The organism is Ruegeria sp. HKCCA6837, from assembly GCF_013034475.1.
In the GTDB taxonomy this organism is placed as follows: domain Bacteria; phylum Pseudomonadota; class Alphaproteobacteria; order Rhodobacterales; family Rhodobacteraceae; genus Ruegeria.
This window is the reverse complement of the sequence record NZ_WQGD01000003.1, coordinates 116,309-141,079: the sequence shown is the minus strand read 5'-3', so window position 1 is coordinate 141,079 and position 24,771 is coordinate 116,309. Positions and strand designations below refer to the sequence as shown.

Sequence of the window (24,771 nt, the reverse complement as noted above, 5' to 3'; positions counted from 1 at the left end):
GCAATGTGCCGCCATGACGCAAACCGTGGAACTTCCGCTTTGGCTTTTCCTGCTGATCGTGGTCTTTGCCATGGTCACTTTTGCTTCGCATTTTCTGTTTCCTTCAGTGCGATGGTTTTTTCGCCGTAGATTGGAACGCGCCGTTTCGCGCCTGAATCAAAGGCTTCAACGTCCCATTCAACCGTTCAAGCTGGCGCGGCGTCATGACATGATCCAGCGGCTGATTTACGACCCTCAGGTCGGGCAGGCGGTTCAACAACACGCGCAGGACGAAGGCATTCCCGAGGCAGTCGCCTTTGAAAAAGCGCGCCGCTACGCGCGCGAGATTGTCCCGTCGTTTTCTGCCTTTGCCTATTTCAGCTTTGCCATTCGGCTCGCCCGTCTGCTGAGCAATACGTTTTACGAGGTCCGACTCGGGTACAAGGACGAGGCTGCGATCAAGAACATCGACCCGGATGCGACCGTGGTTTTTGTGATGAACCATCGCAGCAATATGGACTATGTGCTTGTGACCTATCTGGCGGCACAGCAGTCGGCCTTGTCTTATGCTGTCGGAGAATGGGCGCGCGTTTGGCCGCTAAGCCGTTTGATCCGTGCAATGGGAGCGTACTTCATTCGGCGCAAATCAGGCAGTGAGCTCTATAGGCAGGTGTTGTCCTGCTATGTGCGCCACGCGACCGAAGCGGGTGTGACGCAGGCCATGTTCCCGGAAGGCGGTTTAAGCCTGACCGGCGCACTGGGTCGCCCAAAGCTGGGTTTGCTGAAATACATTATGGACGGAACTTCGCCTGAAGGCCGCGACGTCGTATTCGTTCCTGTGGCGTTGAATTATGATCGGGTGCTTGAAGATACCATCCTGACCCGTGCGGCTTTGGGGTCCGAGCGTAGGTTTCGCGCTCGGATTGGCGTGATCTCGCGCTGGATCCTCAAGCAGATCTGGCGGCGCCTAATCGGGCGGTACAAGCGGTTTGGCGTTGCCTCTGTGCGATATGGGGTGCCCATTTCGCTAAAGGAATTTCGCGCCGTGAATGATGACGATGTCATGACGGATCTGGCCCGGGAATTGATGCAACGCATCGGGCAAGCGATCCCGCTGGTTCCGGCCCCTGCGGCGTGCCTGTTGTTGCAACAGAAAGGTTCTTCATCTGAAGAGGTCGTTCGTTCCCAAATACTTTCTATGCTGGCCGAAGACGGTCATGCGTCAGACCAAGACGAAGCGGCGGTTGAAAATGCCCTGAATCAGTTGGTCGAGCGCAGGATCTTAAGCCGCCAGGGGGACAATCTGGCCCTTTCAGGTCAAAGAGAGGATTTGCTGGAGTACTATGCAGCCTCAGCCCTAAACCACAGGGATTCTGAGAATACTGCGCTCGCAAAATAACTTTCTGCATCTGCTGGGTCATAAAATTACAAATATGAACCAAAAACGGTTGCATTATTACCCAGCGGTCAATATTCACAGTCTGTGAAGCACGCGATTCTGCGTTGCGGCAATGATATTGAGAATAGGAGGCCAGCATGGCTTTGGACACCGAAAGCGGTATCGCGTCGTACGAGGCACCCGAAAAGGACCTCTATGAAATGGGTGAGATCCCTCCGATGGGATTTGTTCCCAAGCAAATGTATGCCTGGGCCATCCGCAAGGAACGCCACGGCGAGCCGAACACTGCAATGCAACAGGAAGTGGTCGACGTACCCGAACTGGACAGCAACGAGGTGCTGGTTCTGGTGATGGCGGCTGGCGTAAACTATAACGGTGTCTGGGCCGCCCTGGGTCAGCCAATCAGCCCGTTTGATGGCCACAAAGCCCCCTATCACATTGCCGGTTCGGATGCGTCAGGCATTGTCTGGGCCGTTGGCGATAAGGTGAAGCGCTGGAAAGTCGGCGACGAAGTAGTCATCCACTGCAACCAGGACGATGGCGATGACGAAGAGTGCAACGGCGGCGATCCGATGTACTCGACCAGCCAAAGGATATGGGGTTATGAGACACCAGACGGCTCTTTCAGCCAGTTCACCCGCGTTCAGGCACAACAACTTATGCCGCGCCCCAAGCACCTGACCTGGGAAGAAGCTGCGTGCTACACACTGACGTTGGCGACCGCTTATAGGATGCTGTTTGGCCACGAGCCGCATGATCTGAAGCCGGGCCAGAACGTTCTGGTTTGGGGTGCGTCTGGCGGTCTTGGTTCTTATGCGATCCAGCTGATCAACACGGCCGGTGCGAATGCGATTGGTGTAATCTCGGACGAAAGCAAGCGCGATTTCGTTATGGGATTAGGTGCCAAGGGCGTGCTGAACCGTAAAGACTTCAACTGTTGGGGCCAATTGCCCACGGTAAACACGCCGGAATATGCCGAATGGTTCAAAGAAGCCCGCAAGTTCGGCAAGGCGATTTGGGACATCACCGGCAAGGGCAACAACGTGGATATGGTGTTTGAACACCCCGGTGAAAGCACGTTCCCGGTCTCGACCTTTGTTGTCAAAAAAGGTGGTATGGTCGTGATCTGCGCCGGTACAACAGGTTTCAACTGTACCTTTGATGTGCGCTACATGTGGATGCATCAAAAGCGCCTGCAAGGATCGCACTTTGCGCACCTCAAACAAGCGGCTGCTGCAAACAAGCTGATGGTTGAACGTCGCTTGGACCCCTGCATGTCGGAAGTGTTCACTTGGAACGATCTGCCAGAGGCGCACATGAAGATGCTCCGGAACGAACATAAGCCGGGGAACATGTCTGTCCTTGTTCAAGCGCCCCGCACTGGCCTGCGAACCCTGGAAGAAGTTCTCGACGCAGGTTGATCCCCATTTGGGTTGTAGACAAAAAAACACCCGCGAATCGCCTTACCGGTTCGCGGGTGTTTTGCGTTTTGACAAAGCCTTTCGGACTTTCAAACACTTACATTTTCCTCCCCCGCCATTTTTGGGGAGTAGAAACCGGTGAATAGGTCGAAAAAGATTATACATGTTATGGTTGTGTTAACGCTTCGTTAACTGTTTCAGAGAGACCCTAATGGCGCAGAATGAGTGGATATTGGACGTATTGTCGGATCTCAATGCTTTCGCCGTTGCGAACGGGTTGAGCGCGCTTGCCGAGCAGCTGGATGACACAAGGCTGATCGCGGCGGCCGAGATTGCGTCCCTGAAGAACGAGGCACGAGCGCCCGCGGATGGGAACAGAAGTCGAATTGGGTCAAATCCTTCAGGATTTGGAAAACACCAACACGCTTGAAGAGCTCAGCAATGTTGCAGAGCAATTACGTGGTATTCTTCAGGTCGAACATCTGACCTATCACTGGGTCGATGGTGCTGGTGATCAGTACGGTTACACCACATATTCAGATGCTTGGGACGAACGCTATCGGGACAAGAATTACCATCGTATTGATCCGGTTATTCTTGGGTGTTTCCAAAGATTTCATCCGGTTGACTGGAAATCTCTGGACTGGTCGAGCAGGATTGCAAAGTCCTTTCTTGAAGATGCCAGAAACCACGGTGTTGGCAATCAGGGCTATTCCATTCCGATCCGGGGCCCGAACGGGCAGTTTGCCCTATTCACAGTAAACCACAGTTGCGATGATCGGACCTGGCAGCGCTTTATTTCCACCTTCGGGCGAGACTTGATCCTTGTTGCGCATTTTATCAATCGCAAAGCGCTTGAGTTCGAAGAGGACAGGCAGCCGGATTCCAAACGTAATCTGTCTCCACGGGAAATTGACGCGATCACCCTTTTGGCTTTGGGATACAGCCGGGCTCAAGTGGCGCATTCTCTGTCGATATCAGAGCATACGCTGCGGGTTTATATCGAAAGCGCCCGATCCAAATTGGGCGCTCATAACACAACTCATGCAATCGCAACCGCACTTAGCCGAGGCTTAATAGTGGTTTAAGGCCAGCGCGCACCCCACACGCAACATTAACCACGACTCTGTACCCCTTTCGTTCCTGCACAGGACGACAAGGGGAACAAGTCATGTTGCGTTATTTATATGCCGATGAGTTGCACAGATTTCCAACTCTGGCAGAGGGGATGTTCAAGGATCGAGCGGATCAGTTCAAAACCCGGCTGGGGTGGGATGTCCACGTCAATGAACAGGGGGAAGAGCGGGATGAGTATGATGCGCTCAACCCGCTCTATGTCATCTGGGAAGAGCCGGACGGCCGTCATGGCGGGTCGATGCGGGTGTTGCCGACAACGGGTCGGGTGATGATCAACGAGGTGTTTGGGCATCTTAACGGTGGCAAACCCATTTGCATCCCGCTGATCTGGGAAGTTACACGGTTTTGCCTGTCACGCGACGCAGGCCCGCATACGGCTGGGGCCATTATGCTGAGCGGGGGTGAAATGATGGAGGGTTTTGGGCTGACACACATCGCCGGTGTGTTTGATGCGCGTATGATCCGTATCTATCGCCTGATCGGCTCATCGCCCGAGGTTCTGGGCACCCAGGGCAGCGGGCGGGATCAGATCTCGGTCGGGTTGTGGCCTTACTCTGCAGATGACTGCAACCGCGTGGCGGAGCGCGTGGGCATCCCACGCGAACTGTCACGCCTTTGGTTCAACACGGCTTTTGGGCCCAAAAAGCAGCACCGATTTGCACTGTCCGCCTGAGCGGCTGAAATCGCCATTCCGCATCTGGTGATGGTCGGCGCGGCCCTGTAGGGTCGCGCCATGTCTTTGCAAAATGTAACCTTCTCGGATGATCAGGCCGCCGCATTTGACAGCATCGCCGAGATGCTGCGCGCGGCGGGTGTCGATCTGGAAGATGACGCACTTCTTAAGCTGCCGGGGGCAGGAAAATCCGGTGTAATGGCCGTGATCGGCAAGGCTGGTTCGGGTAAAACGCTACTGTTGGCCGAACTGTACAAGGCGCTGGCTGAGACCGGGGTACAGGTCGTGTCCGGTGACTATGAAAGCCGGAAATCCAGGGATAAGCGCAGTCTTGCCATTCTGGCCCCAACAAACAAGGCTGCAAGCGTTCTGCGCCTGCGAGGTGTGCCAGCCACGACAATTCATCGCATTCTCTACACGCCGGTGTACGACCCGGAATACGAGCGCATCGCTGAATGGCTGGCGGGCAACGATGAACGCCCCGAGATTGAAGGACTGACAGATGAAGCCCTGGATCGGGCTGCGGCGTTTTACGAAAACAACAAGTCCATGCCCGGGGCACTGGCCGCAGCCGGTTTGCGGGGATCAGATTTCATCACTGGGTGGAAGCGACGCGACGAACCTTTGGACATCGGATTTGTCGACGAAGCGTCGATGCTGGATGATCGTCAATTCGAGGATCTGAAAGAGATTTTTCCAACCCTTCTGTTATTCGGTGATCCGGCGCAGCTGGCACCGGTGAACCAGTCGGGCAGCATGGTTTTTGAAGCCTTGCCCGAGCCCCGAAAGCTGACGCTTCAACGGGTTCACAGGCAGGATGCGGACAACCCGATTCTCGATCTGGCCCATGCTCTGGCAGACCCCGAAATGGGGTTTGAAGACTTCGAGCGTTTGGTCGAAGAGACAGCCCGCCGTGACGACAGGGTGGTCTGGGGGCAGCGGGTCGAGGTCGACCTGATGGCGCGCAGCCCGGTTTTGGTTTGGCGCAATGCAACACGCATTCGACTTATTCAGGCGTTCAGGAACGTCCATGGCGCACCAGAGACCGAGCTGTTGGAGGGGGAACCGCTAATTTGCGACGGGATCGAACTGCCTTTAAAACATCGCAAGAAACGGCTGGATCTTGAGGCGCGCGGGCTGATCAAGGGGGCTCAGGTTGTGTATCTGGGGCCGGGGCGAAAACCGGGGTTTTCGCGATTGCACGTTATGGGGGCCGAAGACCCTCAGGTCAGCGCTGCGTCGATTGTACAAATCGAAAAACCGAACGAGGAAGAGCCATTCATTCCTTTTGCCGCGCGTATGGGCGCAACGTTCCTGCACGGTGCGGCGGTTACGATCCACAAGGCGCAGGGCTCGCAATGGGATACGGTTCAAGTTTTTGCGCCTGACATCTACGCTGCGGCCCTAATGGGTCGGACCGAGGCCGGACAACCCTTGTGGAAACGTTTGGCCTATGTGGCGATCACTCGGGCGCAAGAGCGGTTGATTTGGGTGGTTCGCAACCGTTTATCAAAGCCAACATACCCGCTGCGGGTGGATGACTTACGGGCTGTACCAGCGGCGTCGCTGACATTGGAGGCGGAAGAGACATGACATCCATAATTGTGACGGGCGCAAGCTCTGGCATTGGTCTGGCCACCGCCGAATTGTTTCTGGTCCAAGGGTGGACGGTTGGCATGCTGGCACGCAGTGCGGACAAGTTGAATGCCCTGGCACAGAAACATGCCAACGCAGTTTCGTTGCCTGCTGATGTCACCGATCCTGAAGCTGTGAAGACCGTGTTCCGCAAGTTCGCGAACAAGGTTGGGCGTCTGGACGTCTTGTTCAACAACGCAGGAATCTTTGCTCCGGGTGGCACGATTGACGAGATCGCGCTTGAGGATTGGTACCAAAGCGTCAACGTCAACCTGAACGGTATGTTCCTGTGCGCTCGCGAAGCCTTTGGCATCATGCGGCATCAGGACCCTCAGGGTGGACGGATCATCAATAACGGCTCCATTGCCGCCCATGTTCCGCGTCCGAACTCTGTGCACTATTCAGCGACAAAACACGCAATTACCGGACTGACCCGCAGCCTGTCTCTGGACGGGCGGTCCTTTGGAATTGCCTGTGGCCAGATCGACATCGGGAACGCCCGCACACAGATGGTTCAGGGTCTTGTCGACGCCGCGCAGGCGGCAGGGGACACGCCTGACCCGACTATGGCTGTTGAGGACGCAGCACGGTCAGTTATGCATATGGCAACCTTGCCGCCCGAGGCGAACGTTCAGTTCATGACCGTCATGGCCACGACCATGCCTTACATCGGCAGGGGATGAAGGTTACTTTTCGCGCAGCAAACGGAAAGCCGTCGAGGCACCCCAGCCTGCCGCAATCGCAATAACCAGCGACATCAAGCCATACCAGACAGGTTGCTGGCGCGACATGTTGTACAGAAACCGTTCCAGGCCGACTTTGCGGACATCAATGGTTGTTTCGTAGTGCGAAACTACCTCTCCACCGCGCGTCAGGAAGATACGGGCGACATAGTCCCCCTCTGTCAGGTCTGCAGGCATGTCGATTGAGGTGCGGAACAGGGTTTGTTCGTCTACAGCCACCGTGTCTTCGCGGATGGAATACAGCTTTTCTTCCTCGCGGATGCGAACCACTGCATCTGCAAAATCCTGCGCTCCGCGGATATGCATTGCGGCACCAACAGAGCGGATCGCACGCTCGATCGATACACGATAGCGCAGGTCATCGGTGTCGCTGAGAATTTCGTTTAATGGTCCGCTGGTTGCGACAGCGTAGAAACTGGGCGCAAGATCGACGAGGACGCTGTCGGTGTTCACCCAAATCCCCAGCTTTCGATCCTTACGGCGCACGGTGACAGGTTCGGATGGGCCGGCGACAGCAACGATGACCTCGACCGGTGGGCCGGACGGAATCGGGGTTTCCCGTTTGATGGCCCCGAAAATGAGAATCTCGGAGCCGTCAAAGGTCGCCGTGATTGCAACGCGATCCTGGCTAAGACCCAGGACAACTTGTTCTTCCGCTGCGGACACCGGAAGGCAGAACAGACAAAATGCGGCAATAAGTGAACGCAGCATCTTCAGTGTCCTCCACCTGTTCCGAGCGAGTAAAGCTCGGCAGGCTCCAGAAGCAGATCAAGCGCCAGTTTGCCGCAAACTGCCAGAACCAAAGCTGCCAGCAAAACGCGCAATTGTTCCGCTGGCATGCGCGCGCCAATAACAGTACCGATCTGCGCGCCGATCACACCGCCAACAAGCAGCAGTACTGCCAGAACGACGTCGACAGTGTAGTTGGTTGTGGCGTGAAGCATCGTGGTAAAGGCTGTCACGAAGATGATTTGAAACAGCGATGTGCCAACAACAACCTTTGTTGGCATACCCAGCAGATAAATCATGGCGGGCACCATGATAAAGCCGCCGCCAACACCCATGATTGCAGACAAAATGCCGACGAAAAGCCCAACTAGAACGGGTGGAATGACCGAAATATAAAGGCCTGATGTGCGAAACCGCATCTTGAAGGGCAGGGCGTGGATCCAGCCCCGCTGACGGCGTTTGGCGGGGGCGGCCCCACCCATTTTGGCCTTGCGCAGGGCCCTTAGACTTTCCACGAACATCAGGCTACCGATGACGCCAAGGAAAACCACATAACACAGCTTAACCAGCAGATCGACCTGACCCAGACTCTTGAGATAGTTGAAAACAACCACACCCAAAGCAGCGCCTATAAGACCTCCGATCAGCAACACAGTTCCCATCCTGAGGTCCACGGTTTTTCGTCGGAAATGCGCCAGTACACCGGAAAAGGACGATGCCACAATCTGATTGGCTTCGGTCGCAACAGCGACAGCTGGCGGAATGCCAATGAAGAACAGCAGCGGCGTCATAAGAAAGCCCCCACCGACCCCGAACATTCCGGACAAGACGCCAACCATTCCGCCCAAACCAAGCAGGAGGAATGCGTTCACCGATACTTCGGCTATGGGCAGGTAGATGTACATATTACCGTCACTTTGTATTTTGCGTTTCCGCGCTGCCGCATGCGGTCAAATGATAAGCCATTGATGCAGTCTGTTGCATGTAGGTCATTGTCACATGCCTCCAGGCTCCATGAGCCAAAAGAAGTCTTCTGGATGCAAGGTGAGATCAATTCCGTTCCTGCCGGCACCGCCCAACATAAATGAAGGGCTGACAGAATCTTTGGTTATGGACAGGTAGACTTGCATACCCCCTTAGAGCGGGTGCGGCATGCAAAATCAACTCTGCATGCCGCTCTGCAGCGAACAGGACCCAGAATTGTTCCTGAACTGGACTTATCAGCGTTCCTTTACATAGGGTTCGCCACCTGCACGCGGGGGCACAGCTTTGCCAACGAATCCAGCCAGAATCACAACTGTCAGGATATAGGGCAGGGCATCCATGACCTGCACCGGGATCACGATCCCGCCCAGATCGATGTTCTGGAACCGCAGTGCGATGGCTTGCAAAAGGCCAAACAACAGGCAAGCCCACATGGCGTGCCAAGGGCGCCATTTCGCAAAGATGAGCGCCGCCAGCGCGATGAACCCGCGCCCAGCGGTCATTTCCTTGACGAACCCAGCTTGCAGGGCAGTGGCCAGATAGGCACCCGCGATACCGCACAAGACGCCACAGATGGCAACCGCCGCGAAACGCAGGCCAACCACGGACACGCCGGCTGTATCCACCGCCGCCGGGTTTTCGCCCACTGCCCGCAAGCGCAGGCCGAACCGTGTGCGATAAAGGACCCACCACGTCGCTGGAACCATCAGAAATGCCACATAGACCAGAATCGAATGACCCGAGAGCAATTCGGAATAAACCGGACCAACAATCGGTACACTGCTGAGCGATTCTGCAAACGGGAAATTGATGGGCTCGAACCGTCCTCCGCCAAAAAGGGACGGTGTACGCCCACCTTGCTGAAACCAGCTTTGGGCGATCAAAACGGTCAGCCCAGAGGCGAGAAAGTTGATGGCCACACCCGAGATGAGCTGATTGCCTCGGAAGGTGATTGACGCCAACCCGTGCAGCCCGGACAGTAACAACGAGGATGCGATACCAGCAAGCAAACCCAGCCAGACAGATCCCGTGACGGCTGCTATAGCTGCGGAAAAGAACGCCGCCATCAACATTTTGCCTTCGAGGCCAATGTCAAAAATACCTGCACGTTCCGAAAAAAGACCAGCCAGACACGCAAGAAGCAGGGGCGTGGACAGGCGGATCGTCGAATCCAGTACCTGGATGAGGGTAACGAAGAATTCCATCACTCAGCCCTCTTCCGCATGCCAAGGAAAAGTTTCTCAAGCGGCATGCGTACCATGTTGTCCAGCGCACCGGTGAACAAAATGACCAAGGCTTGAATAACCACGATCAGTTCACGCGGGATTTGTGTCCAAAGCGCCAGCTCCGCGCCGCCCTGATAAAGAAACCCGAACAACAGCGCCGCCAGGAAAACCCCAAACGGGTGTGACCGGCCCATCAGCGCGACGGCGATACCGATAAAACCAGCGCCTTCGGTTGGGTTCAGCACCAGACGTTCAGCCTCACCCATGACGTTGTTGATGGCCATCATGCCTGCCAATCCACCCGAAATCAGCATCGCAATGATAGTGATCCGCACAGGCGAAATGCCGGCGTAAACAGCACCCGTTTCAGAATGACCATAGGCTCGAATCTCATAGCCCAGCCGTGTCCGCCAGATCAGTGCCCAGACTACAAAACAGGCCAGAACTGCCACAAAGAACGAGATGTTGGCAGGCGCCCCCCGGAACACAACATTGTCTGCGGTCGAGAACATCGACTGGAAGCTCGGCAAGTGCGTGGCTTCTGGGAAGCGCGCCGTTGCAGGGTCCTGCGAGCCGGCCGGTTTCATGACATTCACCAGCATATAGTTCAGGACGGCGGCAGCGATGAAGTTGAACATGATCGTGGTGATCACGATATGGCTGCCACGCTTGGCTTGCAGATAGGCCGGTATTGCAGCCCAGGCAGCACCAAATAGGGCCGAAGCGGCGCAGGCAGCGAGCAAAGCAATGCTCCAGTGCGGCCACGGAATCGTAAGACAAATGATTGCGACACCAAGCCCGCCCAGCATGGCCTGACCCTCACCGCCGATATTGAACAGCCGGGCGTGAAAGGCGACGGCTACCGCAAGGCCGGTGAACATGAAGTTGGTCGCGTAGTAGAGCGTGTAGCCCCAACCATAGGTCGACCCCAGCGCGCCGGTTACCATCAGCTTAACAGCGTCAATCGGGTTTTCGCCGATGGCCAGAATCACCAACGCCGACAGGAATGCAGCCAAAAGTAAACTGATCAGTGGGATCAGGATCACATCGGCCCATTTGGGCATTTTTTCCATGTTACGCGGCCTCCCCCGCAACACCGGCCATCAACAGGCCCAGTTCTTTTTCATCTGTTTCGTGAGGCAGGCGTTCGCCCATGATGTGACCATCAAACATCACCGCAATCCGGTCGGATAGCGAAAATATCTCTTCCAGTTCGACCGAAACCAGCAGGATTGCCTTGCCCTGATCGCGCAGCGCAACGATCTGCTTGTGAATGAACTCGATCGCGCCGATATCTACGCCGCGCGTTGGTTGTCCGACCAGCAGAAGGTCTGGGTTCCGCTCAATCTCGCGCGCGACGACAATTTTTTGTTGGTTGCCGCCTGAAAAACTTTTGGCAGCCAGCCATGCGTCGGGCGGCCGGACATCGAATTTCTCGATCTTGGCCTCGGTATCGGCACGCAGGGCGGCATTGTCCATAAAGATACCGCGTTTATAAGCAGGGTCGCGGTGATAGCCGAAGGCGACGTTCTCCCACGCGTGGAAGTCCATAATCAAACCTTCACGCTGCCGGTCTTCCGGCACGTGCGCGATATGCTGGGCGCGGCGGGCCTGACCGTCCGAACCTGCGCCACTCAGCGCCAGAGGCTGACCGTTCAGTCTGATCGTGCCCTGACCCGGGCGCATACCGCCCAGAACTTCAAGCAACTCTGATTGACCGTTGCCAGCCACCCCGGCGATGCCGACGATTTCACCAGCGCGCACTGTGAGGTCGATCCCCTTGACCCTTTCCACACCAGCCGAGTCGAAAACGCTCAGCTTTTCAATTTCCAGGATGGGTTTGCCGGGTTTCGCAGGGACCTTGTCGACCTGCAACAGAACCTTGCGGCCTACCATCAGCTCGGCCAGCTCTTCAGGGCTGGTTTCGGACGTTTTGACAGTCGCAGTCATCTGCCCGCGTCGCATAACCGACACGGTGTCAGTGTTTTCCATGATCTCGCGCAGTTTATGCGTGATCACGATGATCGTTTTCCCCTCGGCCCGCAGGCGGTCGAGAATGCGGAACAACTGATCTGCTTCAGCCGGAGTCAGCACGCCGGTTGGTTCGTCCAAAATCAGTATCTCGGCCTTGCGATACAGTGCTTTCAGGATCTCGACACGCTGTTGCATGCCCACGCCAATTTCATCGATGCGCTTGTCAGGATCAACGAACAGCTCGTATTCTTCTTCCAGCTCTTTCAGCTCTTTACGGGCTTTGGCCAAAGATGGGGCCAGCAACCCGCCATCTTCGGCACCCAGAACGATGTTCTCCAGAACGGTGAAGTTTTCCACCAGCTTGAAATGCTGGAACACCATCCCGATGCCCGAGGCGATGGCTGCCTGGCTGTCCGGGATATCAGTCTTGGTACCGTTGATCCAAATCTCACCTTTGTCGGCTTTGTAGAAGCCGAAAAGGATGCTCATCAACGTGGATTTGCCCGCACCGTTTTCTCCGATGATTCCATGGATCGTACCGGGGGCGACGCTGATGGAAATGTCTTTATTGGCCTGAACCGGCCCAAAGGCTTTGGAAATCCCTTTGAGCTCAATGGCGGGGACGGTCATGTCTTGTCCTCAATTGCCGAAGGGGCCGCACAGACGGCGCGGCAGAGTGGGAAGCGAGGCGGAGGAGACCCCCGCCCCGCATGTGTCTTAGAACTGCAGCGCGGGGCAGCTGTCGTTCTCGTAATAGCTGACAACGCTGATATCGCCGTTGATGATGCCTTTACGGGCTTCATCCACAGCGTCGCTCATACGAACCGAAACAAGCTCTTTGTTGTTTTCGTCCATAGCCACGCCAACACCGTCTTCGGCCAGACCCATGACGAACACACCAGTTTCGACCTTGTCGCCTGCTTTCATCGCTTCATAAACAGCAACGTCCACACGTTTCAGCATCGAGGTCAGAACTTTTCCGGGATGCAGGTGGTTCTGGTTGCTGTCCACGCCAATCGACAGAATGCCTTCGTCGGCTGCGGTCTGCAGAACGCCAACACCGGTTCCGCCCGCCGCGGCATAAATCACGTCAGCGCCTTGGCTGATTTGTGCTTTGGTCAGCTCGGACCCTTTTACCGGGTCGTTCCATGCAGCTGGGGTTGTTCCTGTCATGTTGGCAATGACGTTGATCTCGGGGTTAACGGCTTTGGCGCCCTGTGCATAGCCACACCCAAAGTGTCGGATAAGTGGAACATCCATACCACCGATGAAGCCAACCGTGCCGGACTCAGACGCCATGGCCGCCATCATTCCAACAAGGTACGAGCCCTCGTGTTCGGCGAAGCCGACCTGACGAAGGTTCGGTGCGTCCAGCCAGGTTACATCAACAACAACAAATTTGGTGTCAGGATAGTCAGGTGCGACCGTGCTGAGCGGGTCTGCCATGGCAAATCCCATGGTGATGATCGGGTTCGCGCCTGCTTCGGCAAAGCGGCGGAGGGCCTGCTCGCGCTGGGCTTCCGATTGCAATTCGATTTCGCGGTACTTGCCGCCGGTTTCGTTTGCCCAACGCTGTGCGCCGTTATGTGCCGCTTCGTTGAACGATTTGTCGAACTTGCCGCCCAGATCAAAGATCAGCGCCGGTTCGGCCAGAGCGGCACCCGCAGTCAGTGCAACCGCAGCGGCAGCACCCATCAAGGATTTCATCAGGGTCATTTCGGTCTCCCAGTTTTTATGTTGGCACAGGATTAGATTAGTCCCGTTTACCCACGTTTAGCGAGCATAACTGTTGTGATGGCGGGTATTAAGAGGGTTTGCAACCGTCGTGGTCAATTGATTCCTGACCAAATGGTCCAAAAAATGTCCCCTTGCCCTTAGGGCAGGCGGCATTCCATCACCAGAGCGTCGGCTTTTAGGCCCGTTTCGCGCGGATAATAGTTCGGTCGCATCCCGCAACGATGGTAACCACAACGTTTGTATAGCGCGATTGCAGGCTCATTATCCGCAGCCACATCCAGAAAGGCCCGGCTTGTATGCAACGCGGCGGCCCGTTTGTGCCAGTTGCGCATTGTTTGCAGTGCTAGGCCCTGACGTTGCACCGAGGGGTGAGTCGCAATTGTCAGCAGTTCGGCCTGGCCCGCGATCACTTGATACAAGGCAAAGCAGCGAGCGTCTCCCACATAGTGGGTAAAGGCGTTCTCCAGCAGGCTTTCAAATTCACTGGCGGACCAAGGGCGCGACTGCGTGAACGCAGCGGCATGAGTCGATGCCATCTCGTCCGGCGTCATTCGTCCAACAAGACCGGTGACACATCACGCGAGGGCGCTGCGTCCGCAGGTCTGACGTATAGTGGCGCAGGTGGTTCGCTGACATCGTGCCACCGTTCAGCGGTCAGGCGGGCAATGGCCTGGACCTGTTTCTCTGGGTCCTGGCAGGAAAACAAAGGCCCAAGCGCCTCGGCCTCGCTCTTTGGCATCAGGCTTGGTTTGCTGCCGGGGACTTGAACATAAACCTGATCGCGCGGCGCAGCGATACAGGGGAGCTGGTTCTCATCGCTCAGTTTCGTCAAAGCATCAAACCCTGAAACGCCGACGACCGGAGTATCAAGACCCAGGGCAAGCCCACGCGCGGCAGAGACCGAGATTCGAATGCCGGTGAAATTGCCGGGGCCGATCCCTACACCGATGGCGTCAAGATCGGACCATGTGCACCCAGCCTGGGCAAGTAGCTCTTCAAGCAAAGGCATTAGGCGCTCGGCTTGCCCGCGTGACATTGCTTCGGCCCGAGAGGCAACGATTTCACCGCCAAGTAGCAAAGCGGCCGCGCAATGCGCGGCCGATGTATCAAATGCCAAAATCGTCGGGTCAGACGGCAACAGGGCGGACCTCGGTCACTTCGGGGATGTAGTGACGCAGCAGGTTTTCGATACCCATCTTCAACGTCAGCGTCGAAGACGGGCAGCCTGCGCAGGCGCCTTGCATGTGCAGGTAAACGATACCGCGATCAAAGCCGTGGAAAGTAATGTCACCACCGTCCTGAGCCACTGCCGGACGCACGCGGCTGTCCAGCAGGTCTTTGATCTGATTGACGATTTCAGCGTCTTCGCCAGTGTGTTCTGCATGACCAGATGCAGCAGTCGCATCCGCGCCCATCACAGTTTGGCCCGATTGGTAATGTTCCATCACCGCACCCAGAATGGCGGGTTTGATGTGATCCCATTGAATGTCGTCAGACTTGGTTACAGTGACAAAATCGTTACCGAAGAACACACCCGTTACGCCGTTGACGGCAAAGATGCGTTTGGCCAAAGGGGATTTCTCGCCCGCTTCCGCTGTTGGGAAGTCCGCAGTTCCAGCCTCAAGCACCGTTTGGCCGGGCAGAAATTTCAACGTGGCCGGGTTTGGGGTGGATTCGGTCTGGATGAACATGAGGCAGCTCCGTCTGATGTGCCTCTGATATGCGCGCAGGGGCGCGGGAAGTCAAGATTTGGAACGGTTCTAAATTGAGGCGGCATGATCCAAAGCCGCGTCCAGACGATCATCGCCCCAGTACAACTCGTCTCCGACTAAAAAACTGGGTGCTCCGAACAGGTCAAGCTCTTTGGCGCGGGTGGATTGCGCAAAAAGGGCCGCCTTGACGTCGGGGTCCTGCGCACGACTCAGTATGGCAGATGGCAGGTCGGCCGTTTTCAGACAATCCTTCAGTATGTTTGGGTCCGAGATATTGCGGCCGGCCCCAAATTCGGCAGTATAGACCGCCTTGACAAATTCAGCCCTCTTCGCGTGATCCTCAATGGCAAGCGTCAGGCGCGCTGCACCGAGGGAATTCTGCGGAAAGGGATCGGGTTGCACTAACGGCAATTGCCGTGCAGCACAGAGGCGTTCCATGTCGCGCCACATATAACGCCCCTTTGCCGGGTAGAGGTTGAAAGGAGAGGTCCGCCAGCCCTGATCGGCAAAAATCGGGCCCAGCAGAAAAGGGTGCCATTCAATCGAAACGCCCTTGGCTTGCGCCGCGGTTTCGATCCGCATTGCGCTGAGATAGGAATAGGTTGAGGCGAATTCGAACCAGAACTGTATCGTTTTCGCCATCTCTGAACCTCAGGTGATCTCTTCCAGTTTTTCTTTGCTCAGATCGCCTGGGACAATAGTGATCGGAAGCGGCATGCTGCCCGAATTCTTCGTCAACTGCGTCACCAGCGGACCGGGGCCCTTCTTGTCGGTGCCTGCGCCAAGCACAAGCACGCCGATTTCGGGGTCTGATTGGACATGTTCAATGATTTCCGACACCGGATCGCCTTCGCGAATGGCCAACTCAGGTTCGATGTTTTGTTTGTCACGCATCCATTTTGCGAAGACCTCGAAATGTGCATGGATACGTTCGCGTGCTTCCTCACGCATGGTTTCGGCAACACCGATCCAGTGATTGAATTCGTCCGGTGGGATCACCGACAGGATCGTCACTCCGCCGCCGGTATGTGCAGCCCGCATTGCGGCGAATCGCATCGCATTCAAGCATTCGCTGCTGTCATCCAGAACAACTAGAAACTTACGCATGGGTGTCCTCTTCAAGTTTCAGGGATCATGCCCCAGAGGTTGCGCGCTGGCAACTTGGAGACGTCCACAACGCTGAGCTAGCGTTGGCTTGCAGCCCAATCCCAGTAAAGTCCACGAGCGCGACGGGCAATAGGGCCAACCTGAAATTGTGTATCGTCCAGAGCGGTAACCGGCGTGACCTTATTCATATTGCCGGACATGAACACTTCGTCCGCCTCGTGAAAATCCTCAAAGCTCAGAACAGTCTCGTGAACCGTCACACCATCCTCGCGCAGATTCTTGATGTGCCGCGCCCGCGTGATCCCCGCCAGAAATGTGCCATTCGGGGCGGGCGTAAACACTTCGCCATCTCTGACCATGAATATGTTGGCCGTAGCGGTTTCGGCCACGTTCCCCATCGCATCAGCAACCAGAGCGTTCGAGAACCCTTTGGATCGTGCCTCTTGCAGCATGCGTGCGTTGTTGGGGTACAGGCAACCGGCCTTGGCATTTACGACCGCACTTTCCAGCACAGGACGGCGGAAGCGTGTCGTCGTCAGCGTGACCGTGGCGGTCTCTGGTGCCATCGGTATCTCTTCCAGACAAATGGCGAAACCTGTGCTGTTTTCCTGAGGGACGATCGCGGTTTGGTCCCCGTCGATCCCCCAGTACATCGGACGGATGTAAACGGCTGTGTCCGGTCCGTAGGCCTGCAATCCTTCGTGTACCAGTTCGACCATCTTTTTGGTCGCGACTGTCGGGGTCAGCATCAAGGCCTCGGCGGACCGGTTCACCCGTGCGCAATGCGCATGCAAGTCGGGCGCAAGGCCGTCAAAATACCGTGCTCCGTCAAAGACGGACGATCCCAGCCAGGCACCGTGATCGGCTGCGCGCATGATGGGCGCATCGCCCTCGTGCCATTGCCCTTCAAAATAGGTCCGGATGTTCTTGCCGGTTGCCATGACGCCCTCCTGTTATTCAGGCAAACCCTAGGAGCGCGTCAGGCGAAGGTCCAGCCCAATCAGCGCGTTCCTGATCCAACCATACCCACGATTTCGTAGGTCTTTTGCAGGATCGGAGCTGCGATCTCACGCGCGCGTTCGGCCCCGCGGGCCAGGATGCGATCAATTTCAGCCTGATCTGCCATCAAACGAGACATTTCGGTCGAGATCGGCGCCAGTTTCGCCACCGCCAGATCGGCCAGCATCGGTTTAAAGTCACCAAACTGCTTGCCGCCTACCTCGGCCAGAACCTGTTCAACACTTTGATCGTTCAGCGCCGCGTAGATATTGACCAGATTGCGTGCTTCGGGGCGATCCTCCAGCCCGTCAACATCCGACGGCAGCGCGTCCGGGTCGGTCTTGGCCTTGCGGATTTTCTTGGCAATCGCGTCAGCGTCGTCGGTCAGGTTGATCCGGCTCATGTCTGACGGATCGGATTTTGACATCTTCTTGGACCCGTCCCGCAAGCTCATGACGCGGGTGGCCGCGCCTTCGATCACCGGCTCGGTAACGGGAAAGAAATCGACGCCAAAGTCGTTGTTGAATTTAATCGCAATATCACGGGTCAACTCAAGGTGCTGTTTCTGATCCTCACCGACCGGCACATGGGTCGCGTGATAGATCAGAATGTCAGCCGCCATCAGCGACGGGTAGGCAAAAAGCCCCAGCGATGCGTTTTGCTGGTTCTTGCCTGCCTTGTCCTTCCACTGTGTCATCCGTTGCATCCATCCCATCCGGGCAACGCAGTTAAAGATCCAGCCCAGTTGCGCATGTTCGGGCACCTGGCTTTGGTTGAAAAGGATCGACTGTTCAGGATCGATGCCCGCCGCGATGAAGCCTGCGCACAGTTCACGGGTGTTGTGGGACAGCGCGGCGGGGTCCTGCCATGTGGTGATCGCGTGCAGATCGACCATGCAATAGATGGTTTCGAAATCTGCACCCTGCATATCCACAAAGCGCTTCATTGCGCCCAGATAGTTGCCCAGGGTCAGCCCGCCCGAAGGCTGGATGCCGGAAAACACGCGCGGCGTGAACTGGGTCTCGGTCATCGAAGGGAACTCCCGTCTGGAAAAATCAGCCCCCGTCGCTTACCCATGAGGCACAGGGACGTCAACAGCCGCGAAAGGCCCGCCCAATGAGCAGTGAGCATTACACACCCGCCGTGAACCCTTTGCCGCCCGTTGTTGTGGCGCTGGTTCTGTTCATCATCGGCATTGAACTCGCTTTTACGCTGGGATCGCGCGGTTTGGTCGGAGGGCCAACAGCGGTCGGCTGGCGGCTGGACGCGATACAACACTATGCGTTTTCGGCGGATATCTTCGACTGGATGGTGCTGAACGGGCGCTGGCCATTTGAGCATGTGATCCGGTTCGTGACCTATCCGTTTGTCTCAGCCAATTTCACGCAGGCGGTGTTTGTTTGCGTCTTCGTTCTGGCCATGGGCAAGATGGTCGGTGAAGTGTTTGGCGGCTTCCCCATGCTGTTGATTTTTGTCGTCTCAGGGATCGGGGGCGCGTTGGCCTATGCTGTTCTGCTGGACCCGCGCTATCCTCTGATCGGAGGGTTTCCACCAGTTTACGGCCTGATCGGCGCATTTACCTGGTTATTGTGGCGTAAGCTGTCTTTGGTTGGCGCAAATCAGGCACGGGCTTTTCAACTCATTGCCGTCCTGATGGGCATTCAATTCCTGTTTGGTCTGATCTTCGGCGGCAATTGGGAGTGGGTCGCCGATCTGGGCGGGTTTGCCACCGGTTTCGGAGTATCTTTCTTTGTCGCACCCGGCGCCTGGGATCGCATCGTTGGGCGCATACGCCGCGACTGATCAGGAGCGGCGCAGGGCGCGTTTGAACTCGGACAGTTTGAATGCGCCCATGAGTTGGCCCAGGCCGAAGTAAGAAGTCGCAGCGACCATAATCAGGACAAGCAGCGCCAGATATCTCCAACCGGGAACGCCCAGCGTCCACCCAAACGCCTGAAGTGCTATGTACAAAACCGCGCCCATTCCGATAGAGGCAAGTACGATCCGGCCCGCGCGCTGTTTGAACCGGTCATCGAACCGGGCTTCGTCTCCCATGTTGCGCGCGCCTATGGCCAACAGAACGACCATGGCCCAACCCGCTATGGAGGCGGCAATGGCGGGTGCGATCCAGCCCACAAGCGGGAAGAGGCCAAACGCCAAAGCCGCATTCACGATCATTGCCACAACAGCATAGTGAAACGGAGAACGCGTATTCTCGCGCGCGAAATACAATGGCTGCAACAGTTTTTGCAGCATGAATGCAGGTAGTCCGATGCCATAGATGGCAACGGCCAACGCTGTGGCTGTGGTATCCTCAGTGGTGAATTGCCCCCGCTCGAATAGGACTGAGACCAGCGGGTTCGGGATGACCAGAAACGCCACCGTCGAAGGCAGGGTCAGCAGCAGCATGAACTCTCCGGCACGGGAAAACGCGTTGCGCGCGCCTTCTTTGTCTTCGGCGCGCAGACGGCGCGACAGGTCGGGCAGCAGAACAATACCGATGGCGATACCGACCACGCCGAGTGGCAGTTGATAAAGCCGATCTGCCGCAAACAGCCAGCTCACGGCCTTTTCGGTTTTCGACGCCACCAATTGCCCTACAACCAGATTGACCTGCGTGACCCCCATCGCCAGAGCTGCGGGGACCGCGATGCGGACCATACGGCGCATCTCGGGCGTCAGTTTAGGCAGACCGGGCCGGATACGAATGCCGGCACGTTCGGTTGCGACCCAAACCAGCGCCAATTGAGCGACGCCCGCAACCGGAATGACTAAGATCAGCCACCGAATGACCTCGCCGCCTGATAGGGCTCCGGCGATCAGCGCCGTGCAGGCAAAGATGTTCAACAAAACTGGTGCGGCAGCTGCGGCCGCGAACCGCCCCGTTGCGTTCAGGACGCCAGAAAAGAGCGCGGCCAGAGACATGAACAGGATGTAAGGAAAGACAACATACCCATAATCCACCGCCAAATCGAACCGCTCATCACCATAGAAACCTTCGGCCGTCAGCCAAACCAGTCCGGGCATGAAAATCAGCGCAAGTCCGACCAGTGCCAGAACAGCAAGCGCCAAAAGATTGAACGCATCCTGCGCAAAGCCCTGCGGATTCTCGTCCGCTTCCAGCCGCTTCGAGAACATGGGCACAAAGGCCGCGTTAAAGGCGCCTTCGGCAAAAAAGCGGCGGAACATGTTCGGCAGGCGGAAGGCTGCAACAAACGCGTCCATAACCGGCCCAGGGCCAATGAGGGCGGTCAGCAGAATTTCCCGCAAAAACCCCAGTATGCGGCTGGCGAGTGTCCAGAAGCCAACCGTGAAAAAGCCCGAAATCAACCGGATTTGCTTCATGAGGCTGCACGCTCGGCACCCTCGGTGATCGCCTTGCGCAGCTTCGCCTCAAGCCCGCGCTGCTTGCTTTCCGAGTGGTATTTCAGCCCGAACATGTCCTTGACGTAAAAAGCGTCCACCACCTGTTCGCCGTAGGTCGCAATCACGGCGTTGGCAATGTACACATTCGCCGCCGCCAGCGTCCGGGTCAGGTCATAGAGCAGACCGGGGCGGTCGCGCGTATCAACTTCGATGATCGTGTAGATTTCGGACCCATCATTGTCGAAAGTGATATGGGTCGGCACGTTGAATGCTCGTTCACGTTTCTTGATCTTGTCGCGTGACTTCAGGGCTTCCTTGGCAACCACTTCCCCGCGCAGCGTCTTGTGGATCATCTGCGTCAGACGGGGCAGGCGCGCGGCTTCGAAGGGGCGTCCTTCGGCGTCCTGAATCCAGAACGCGTCTGTGACGTAGCCGTCCTTGGTTGTGTAACTGCGGGCATCCACGACGTTTGCGCCGACAAGAGCCAGAGCCCCGGCAATACGTGCAAAGATGCCAGGGTGATCGCCCATCGCAAAACAGGCTCGCGTTGCGTCACGATCTTCGTCTGGTTCAAGCCTGATTTCCATCGCGCCCGGATCGCCGCCGCGTTCCAGTGCGCGCAGCATCTCAGCGAATTCGACATGCGTCGCCAAGTTGAGGCCCTGCCAATAGGGATCATAGTGGCGCGCTGTTTCCGTTTTTAGGTCCGCCTTGGTCCATCCTGCCAGTTCCGCACGTAGGGCTTTCTTTGCCTCAGCCCCGCGATTGGCGCGGTTGAGATCTTCCATACCGGTTTCCAGCGCGCGCTTGGTTTCCGCATGAAGGGCGCGTAGCAATGTGGCTTTCCAATTGTTCCAAGTGTTGGGGCCCACGCCGCGGATGTCGCAAACGGTGAGAACCGTCAGCAGGTCCAGCCGTTTGACCGTCTGAACAGCCTTGGCAAAGTCCCGAACGGTCCGTGGGTCTGAAATGTCGCGTTTTTGCGCCATGTCTGACATCAGCAGGTGATACCGCACCAGCCACTCAACGGTTTCGGATTCCGATTTGCTCAGCCCCAGCCGCGGGGCCACCTTGCGTGCGATCTGCGCGCCCAGAATCGAGTGATCCTCGGGGCGACCTTTGGCGATGTCATGCAACAGCAACGCGACGTACAACACCTTTCGGTTGACACCAAGTTTAAGGATCGAAGAGGCAAGAGGCAGGGATTCCACCAGTTCTTCGCGTTCGATCTGGGCCAGATTGACGATGCACTGGATGGTATGCTCGTCCACCGTATAACTGTGATACATGTTGAACTGCATCATCGCTACGATGTGTTCGAACTCGGGCAAGAAGGCTGATAGAACGCCCAGTTCGTTCATCCGGCGCAAGGCACGTTCCGGGTTGCCATGTTTCAGCATCAGATCCAGAAAAATGCGTTTGGCTTCTTTGTCGTTGCGCATTTCATCGTCGATCAGATGCAGGTTGGCGCTAACCAGCCGCATCGCGTCGGGATGGATCAACATGCCGGTGCGCAGCCCTTCTTCGAACAGACGCAGTAGGTTTACCTTGTCCAGCAGGAATGTTTCCGGGTCCGCCACGTCCAGACGTCCGTGGATCACTTTGTACCCGGCCTTTACTCTTGGGCTTCTGCGGAAAATACGTTCAAGCAACGGCGCGCTTTTCATGTGGAGCGCTTCGAGCTTGGTCAAGAAAATCCGAGTCAGTTCGCCCACACGGGTGGCCTCGCGGAAATAGCGCTGCATGAACACCTCGACTGCGCGGCGACCGGCGCGGTCTTCATAGCCCATGCGTGCGGCCACCTCGACCTGCATGTCGAAAGTCAGCTGTTCGGTGGCGCGGCCCGTCACCAGATGCAGATGAGACCGGACGGCCCACAGGAACTCTTCGGCCTGAACAAAGGTCTCAAACTCTTCTGGGGTGAACAGACCTAATGGAACCAATTCGGCCACGTCCTGCACGCCATAGACATATTTTGCGATCCAATAGAGCGATTGAAGGTCACGCAAACCGCCTTTGCCTTCTTTCACATTCGGTTCGACCATGTAGCGCTCACCTTGTTTCAGGTGCCGCTCGTCCCGTTCCTTCAGCTTGGCTTCGATGAATTCGCGTTCAGTCCCTTTGAACAACTCGTTTTTCAGGCGTTGATCCAAATCGTCCGCCAGCGCCCTGTCGCCTGCCAGATAGCGTTGTTCCAACATGGCGGTGCGGATCGTGAAATCCTCGGAGCCCAGCCGCAAGCAGTCTTTGATCGTACGCGACGAATGCCCGACCTTTAGCCGCAGGTCCCACAAAATGTATAGCATCGATTCAATGACGCTTTCGGCCCAGGCTGTGATTTTATAGGGGGTCAGGAACAACAGGTCGACATCCGACGATGGCGCCATTTCTCCACGCCCGTAACCGCCGACCGCCAGAACCGCGATCTTTTCACCTTGGGTGGGTGTCGCAAGCGGATGCAGGCGTGTGCTGGACACCTGCATTGCCGTTCCGACCAACTGATCCGTCAGATAGGTGTAGGACCGTGTCAGTGCGCGGGCCTCGAAAGGCTGTTTGCCAAAGGCTTCGGCAATCGCCGCGCGCCCGGCTTTTTGCGCATCGCGCAAGATACGCACCGTTTCGGCCCGTACTTTGCTGTTGTCCGTGCATGATTCAAACGCCAGCGCCAGCGCGTCGTTGACGTTGGCACTGTCGAAGATGTCTTCGGCGGGGCAGATTAATGAGCTCTTAGGCAAAGGGCTGACGCCCGGCTGATCAGAAGCCGGCGCCAGAGAAGCTTTGTGGGGCAGGGTCAATAACAACCACCTGTTTGTTCTGGATCGTGGCGACCGCCAGGCCGCGTTCGTTGGTGCCGTTCGGACGCAGGCGGAAGATGCCGCCGACGCCCTGGAAGCCGGCGTTCTGAGTCAGGGCCGCAGAGGTCAGAGCGTCGGATTTGCCTTGGCTGACCAGAGCCCCGATGGCAGCAATACCATCATAGGCCAAACCGCTGATCGGGTGGGGCGCTTCGCCATATGTCGCGTTGTAACGTTGGCGATATGCCTGTGCCTTGGACGGATCGGGCAGCGCAAACCAGCCGCCTTGTACACCTGGCAGTTCCAATGTTTGCGGGGGAATATCCCAGCGCGTCAGACCGATGAATTGCGTCGTGGCCTGAGAAACTCCGGCCTCGGGCAACAATTGCGAGAACAATGGCAGGGCACCCGCCGTCGTAGCAGTTAGGAAAATCGAATCGGCTCCGGTCGAATCAACTGTTGCTTTGATTGTGGGCACCGAGTTGATAACGCCCTGCTGCGAGCGGTCGTAGCCAACAGTGCCGGCGTTGTTGACCGGGCTGCTGGCCAGCGCGTTGGCAATCGCAGCTTGGCCCAATTGGCCTGCGGCGTCGTTGCTGTGCACGATCACCGTGTTGACCTTGCCCTGACTGCCCGCAAAGTTCGCCAGCCGGTTGGCCGTATTGTCGAATGTTGGGCCCAGGACAAAGACGTTGCCGCCTGCGATGCTGGTGTTGTTCGAAAACGAAAGAACGTTGACGTTGTTACTCAACACCGCCAACCCGGCGGCATTTGCGGCCTGCGCATAGACCGGGCCGATAATGATCTTGGCACCATCCGCAACTGCTTGCTGGGCCACGGCCGTTGCCGTGTTCGGGTTTCCGGCAGTGTCGTAAACGCGCAGGTCAATTGTCACATTGGGCAGATCAGACATTGCCAGACGCGCGGCATTTTCCAGACTTTGCGCCAATGCCGCATCGCCTGACTGGCCAGACCCGCTGGGGACAAGCAGGGCCACCGGAACCGGAGCAGAAGTATTGATCGAAGGTCCACCCCCAAGGCCGCCGGGTTCACAGGCGGCCAGAAACGCCGCGGTTGTCAGGGCAGCGGCGGCTTTCGCCAACTTGCTAACGGGCTTGCAAACGGTGAACATCTAAATGAAAACTCCCTGATCCG

23 protein-coding genes are annotated in these 24,771 nt (G+C 56.9%); 7 read left to right on the top strand and 16 right to left on the bottom strand.

From position 1 onward, the window contains the following. The first annotated feature begins 13 nt into the window (after positions 1-13). The 6 genes from GOV91_RS06875 (at position 14) to GOV91_RS06850 (ending at position 6,927) form a co-directional block, all read left to right on the top strand. A complete protein-coding gene (locus tag GOV91_RS06875) occupies positions 14-1,378 on the top strand; it encodes a 1-acyl-sn-glycerol-3-phosphate acyltransferase (RefSeq protein WP_171234935.1) in 1,365 nt (454 codons plus the stop codon). A gap of 137 nt (positions 1,379-1,515) precedes the next feature. Next, positions 1,516-2,799 carry a crotonyl-CoA carboxylase/reductase gene (gene ccrA, locus GOV91_RS06870; protein ID WP_171179175.1) on the top strand — a complete coding sequence of 428 codons (1,284 nt, stop codon included), beginning with the start codon at positions 1,516-1,518 and terminating at the stop codon, positions 2,797-2,799. Positions 2,800-3,167: 368 nt separating this feature from the next. Further along, positions 3,168-3,887, top strand: a complete 720-nt coding sequence (locus GOV91_RS06865) for a LuxR family transcriptional regulator (protein WP_171234934.1) — start codon at positions 3,168-3,170, stop codon at positions 3,885-3,887. A gap of 83 nt (positions 3,888-3,970) precedes the next feature. Next, positions 3,971-4,609, top strand: coding sequence for an acyl-homoserine-lactone synthase (locus GOV91_RS06860; RefSeq protein WP_171234933.1), 639 nt, complete (start codon positions 3,971-3,973; stop codon positions 4,607-4,609). 60 nt (positions 4,610-4,669) lie between these two features. Then, positions 4,670-6,202, top strand: coding sequence for an ATP-dependent RecD-like DNA helicase (locus GOV91_RS06855; RefSeq protein ID WP_171234932.1), 1,533 nt, complete (start codon positions 4,670-4,672; stop codon positions 6,200-6,202). Next, on the top strand, positions 6,199-6,927 hold the full coding sequence (locus tag GOV91_RS06850) for an SDR family oxidoreductase (RefSeq protein ID WP_171234931.1): 729 nt from the start codon (positions 6,199-6,201) through the stop codon (positions 6,925-6,927). Before GOV91_RS06855 ends, GOV91_RS06850 begins: the two co-directional genes overlap by 4 nt. Before the next feature lie 3 nt (positions 6,928-6,930). Here GOV91_RS06850 and GOV91_RS06845 read toward each other — a convergent pair whose 3' ends face one another. The 13 genes from GOV91_RS06845 to trpS all read right to left on the bottom strand — a co-directional run bounded on the left by GOV91_RS06845 (position 6,931) and on the right by trpS (position 18,485). After that, positions 6,931-7,698: a TIGR02186 family protein gene (locus tag GOV91_RS06845; RefSeq protein ID WP_171234930.1), complete on the bottom strand. Its 768-nt coding sequence runs from the start codon at positions 7,696-7,698 to the stop codon at positions 6,931-6,933. Positions 7,699-7,700: 2 nt separating this feature from the next. Then, on the bottom strand, positions 7,701-8,621 hold the full coding sequence (locus GOV91_RS06840; protein ID WP_171179188.1) for a sulfite exporter TauE/SafE family protein: 921 nt from the start codon (positions 8,619-8,621) through the stop codon (positions 7,701-7,703). Positions 8,622-8,936: 315 nt separating this feature from the next. After that, the gene (locus tag GOV91_RS06835) at positions 8,937-9,905 is read right to left on the bottom strand and encodes an ABC transporter permease (RefSeq protein ID WP_171179190.1); all 969 of its coding nucleotides are present in this window, start codon (positions 9,903-9,905) and stop codon (positions 8,937-8,939) included. Further along, entirely contained in the window at positions 9,905-10,999 is a 1,095-nt protein-coding gene (locus tag GOV91_RS06830) for an ABC transporter permease (protein ID WP_171234929.1), read from the bottom strand. Before GOV91_RS06830 ends, GOV91_RS06835 begins: the two co-directional genes overlap by 1 nt. Position 11,000: 1 nt before the next feature. After that, positions 11,001-12,530 (bottom strand): ABC transporter ATP-binding protein, encoded by a 1,530-nt coding sequence (locus GOV91_RS06825; RefSeq protein ID WP_171179194.1) that lies wholly within the window; start codon positions 12,528-12,530, stop codon positions 11,001-11,003. 87 nt (positions 12,531-12,617) lie between these two features. Then, positions 12,618-13,616 carry a BMP family protein gene (locus tag GOV91_RS06820; protein WP_171234928.1) on the bottom strand — a complete coding sequence of 333 codons (999 nt, stop codon included), beginning with the start codon at positions 13,614-13,616 and terminating at the stop codon, positions 12,618-12,620. 158 nt (positions 13,617-13,774) lie between these two features. Next, positions 13,775-14,188 carry a GNAT family N-acetyltransferase gene (locus GOV91_RS06815; RefSeq protein ID WP_171234927.1) on the bottom strand — a complete coding sequence of 138 codons (414 nt, stop codon included), beginning with the start codon at positions 14,186-14,188 and terminating at the stop codon, positions 13,775-13,777. After that, entirely contained in the window at positions 14,185-14,775 is a 591-nt protein-coding gene (gene tsaB, locus GOV91_RS06810; protein ID WP_171234926.1) for a tRNA (adenosine(37)-N6)-threonylcarbamoyltransferase complex dimerization subunit type 1 TsaB, read from the bottom strand. The genes GOV91_RS06815 and tsaB overlap by 4 nt, the downstream gene beginning before the upstream one ends. Next, a complete protein-coding gene (locus GOV91_RS06805; protein WP_171234925.1) occupies positions 14,765-15,328 on the bottom strand; it encodes a NifU family protein in 564 nt (187 codons plus the stop codon). Before GOV91_RS06805 ends, tsaB begins: the two co-directional genes overlap by 11 nt. Positions 15,329-15,397: 69 nt before the next feature. Continuing rightward, positions 15,398-15,991: a 2-hydroxychromene-2-carboxylate isomerase gene (locus GOV91_RS06800; RefSeq protein WP_171234924.1), complete on the bottom strand. Its 594-nt coding sequence runs from the start codon at positions 15,989-15,991 to the stop codon at positions 15,398-15,400. 9 nt (positions 15,992-16,000) lie between these two features. Then, positions 16,001-16,456: a universal stress protein gene (locus GOV91_RS06795; protein ID WP_171179206.1), complete on the bottom strand. Its 456-nt coding sequence runs from the start codon at positions 16,454-16,456 to the stop codon at positions 16,001-16,003. A gap of 77 nt (positions 16,457-16,533) precedes the next feature. After that, positions 16,534-17,397 carry a branched-chain amino acid aminotransferase gene (locus tag GOV91_RS06790; RefSeq protein ID WP_171234923.1) on the bottom strand — a complete coding sequence of 288 codons (864 nt, stop codon included), beginning with the start codon at positions 17,395-17,397 and terminating at the stop codon, positions 16,534-16,536. A 59-nt stretch (positions 17,398-17,456) separates the two neighbouring features. Continuing rightward, the gene (trpS, locus tag GOV91_RS06785) at positions 17,457-18,485 is read right to left on the bottom strand and encodes a tryptophan--tRNA ligase (protein ID WP_171234922.1); all 1,029 of its coding nucleotides are present in this window, start codon (positions 18,483-18,485) and stop codon (positions 17,457-17,459) included. 86 nt (positions 18,486-18,571) lie between these two features. On the opposite strand from trpS, the gene GOV91_RS06780 reads away from it, so the two are divergent. Next, positions 18,572-19,258 carry a rhomboid family intramembrane serine protease gene (locus tag GOV91_RS06780; protein ID WP_171234921.1) on the top strand — a complete coding sequence of 229 codons (687 nt, stop codon included), beginning with the start codon at positions 18,572-18,574 and terminating at the stop codon, positions 19,256-19,258. Here the strand turns inward: GOV91_RS06780 and murJ are convergent, their stop codons facing one another. Genes murJ through GOV91_RS06765 form a run of 3 tightly spaced genes read right to left on the bottom strand, consistent with a single transcriptional unit; the run spans position 19,259 to position 24,748 of the window. Continuing rightward, positions 19,259-20,800 carry a murein biosynthesis integral membrane protein MurJ gene (gene murJ / locus GOV91_RS06775; RefSeq protein ID WP_171234920.1) on the bottom strand — a complete coding sequence of 514 codons (1,542 nt, stop codon included), beginning with the start codon at positions 20,798-20,800 and terminating at the stop codon, positions 19,259-19,261. Next, a complete protein-coding gene (locus GOV91_RS06770; protein ID WP_171234919.1) occupies positions 20,797-23,616 on the bottom strand; it encodes a [protein-PII] uridylyltransferase in 2,820 nt (939 codons plus the stop codon). The genes murJ and GOV91_RS06770 overlap by 4 nt, the downstream gene beginning before the upstream one ends. Continuing rightward, positions 23,576-24,748, bottom strand: coding sequence for a penicillin-binding protein activator (locus GOV91_RS06765; protein ID WP_171234918.1), 1,173 nt, complete (start codon positions 24,746-24,748; stop codon positions 23,576-23,578). The genes GOV91_RS06770 and GOV91_RS06765 overlap by 41 nt, the downstream gene beginning before the upstream one ends. Between the last annotated feature and the right edge of the window lie 23 nt (positions 24,749-24,771).

Coding starts and splice junctions, on each gene's coding strand:
- GOV91_RS06815 (WP_171234927.1), bottom strand. CDS start 14,188: ATGACGCCGGACGAGATGGCATCGACTCATGCCGCTGCGTTCACGCAG.
- GOV91_RS06860 (WP_171234933.1), top strand. CDS start 3,971: ATGTTGCGTTATTTATATGCCGATGAGTTGCACAGATTTCCAACTCTG.
- trpS (WP_171234922.1), bottom strand. CDS start 18,485: ATGACCGAGACCCAGTTCACGCCGCGCGTGTTTTCCGGCATCCAGCCT.
- GOV91_RS06855 (WP_171234932.1), top strand. CDS start 4,670: ATGTCTTTGCAAAATGTAACCTTCTCGGATGATCAGGCCGCCGCATTT.
- ccrA (WP_171179175.1), top strand. CDS start 1,516: ATGGCTTTGGACACCGAAAGCGGTATCGCGTCGTACGAGGCACCCGAA.
- GOV91_RS06795 (WP_171179206.1), bottom strand. CDS start 16,456: ATGCGTAAGTTTCTAGTTGTTCTGGATGACAGCAGCGAATGCTTGAAT.
- GOV91_RS06825 (WP_171179194.1), bottom strand. CDS start 12,530: ATGACCGTCCCCGCCATTGAGCTCAAAGGGATTTCCAAAGCCTTTGGG.
- GOV91_RS06800 (WP_171234924.1), bottom strand. CDS start 15,991: ATGGCGAAAACGATACAGTTCTGGTTCGAATTCGCCTCAACCTATTCC.
- GOV91_RS06835 (WP_171179190.1), bottom strand. CDS start 9,905: ATGGAATTCTTCGTTACCCTCATCCAGGTACTGGATTCGACGATCCGC.
- GOV91_RS06865 (WP_171234934.1), top strand. CDS start 3,168: ATGGGAACAGAAGTCGAATTGGGTCAAATCCTTCAGGATTTGGAAAAC.
- murJ (WP_171234920.1), bottom strand. CDS start 20,800: ATGAAGCAAATCCGGTTGATTTCGGGCTTTTTCACGGTTGGCTTCTGG.
- GOV91_RS06805 (WP_171234925.1), bottom strand. CDS start 15,328: ATGTTCATCCAGACCGAATCCACCCCAAACCCGGCCACGTTGAAATTT.
- GOV91_RS06830 (WP_171234929.1), bottom strand. CDS start 10,999: ATGGAAAAAATGCCCAAATGGGCCGATGTGATCCTGATCCCACTGATC.
- GOV91_RS06840 (WP_171179188.1), bottom strand. CDS start 8,621: ATGTACATCTACCTGCCCATAGCCGAAGTATCGGTGAACGCATTCCTC.
- GOV91_RS06820 (WP_171234928.1), bottom strand. CDS start 13,616: ATGACCCTGATGAAATCCTTGATGGGTGCTGCCGCTGCGGTTGCACTG.
- GOV91_RS06845 (WP_171234930.1), bottom strand. CDS start 7,698: ATGCTGCGTTCACTTATTGCCGCATTTTGTCTGTTCTGCCTTCCGGTG.
- GOV91_RS06790 (WP_171234923.1), bottom strand. CDS start 17,397: ATGGCAACCGGCAAGAACATCCGGACCTATTTTGAAGGGCAATGGCAC.
- GOV91_RS06875 (WP_171234935.1), top strand. CDS start 14: ATGACGCAAACCGTGGAACTTCCGCTTTGGCTTTTCCTGCTGATCGTG.
- GOV91_RS06850 (WP_171234931.1), top strand. CDS start 6,199: ATGACATCCATAATTGTGACGGGCGCAAGCTCTGGCATTGGTCTGGCC.
- GOV91_RS06765 (WP_171234918.1), bottom strand. CDS start 24,748: ATGTTCACCGTTTGCAAGCCCGTTAGCAAGTTGGCGAAAGCCGCCGCT.
- GOV91_RS06780 (WP_171234921.1), top strand. CDS start 18,572: ATGAGCAGTGAGCATTACACACCCGCCGTGAACCCTTTGCCGCCCGTT.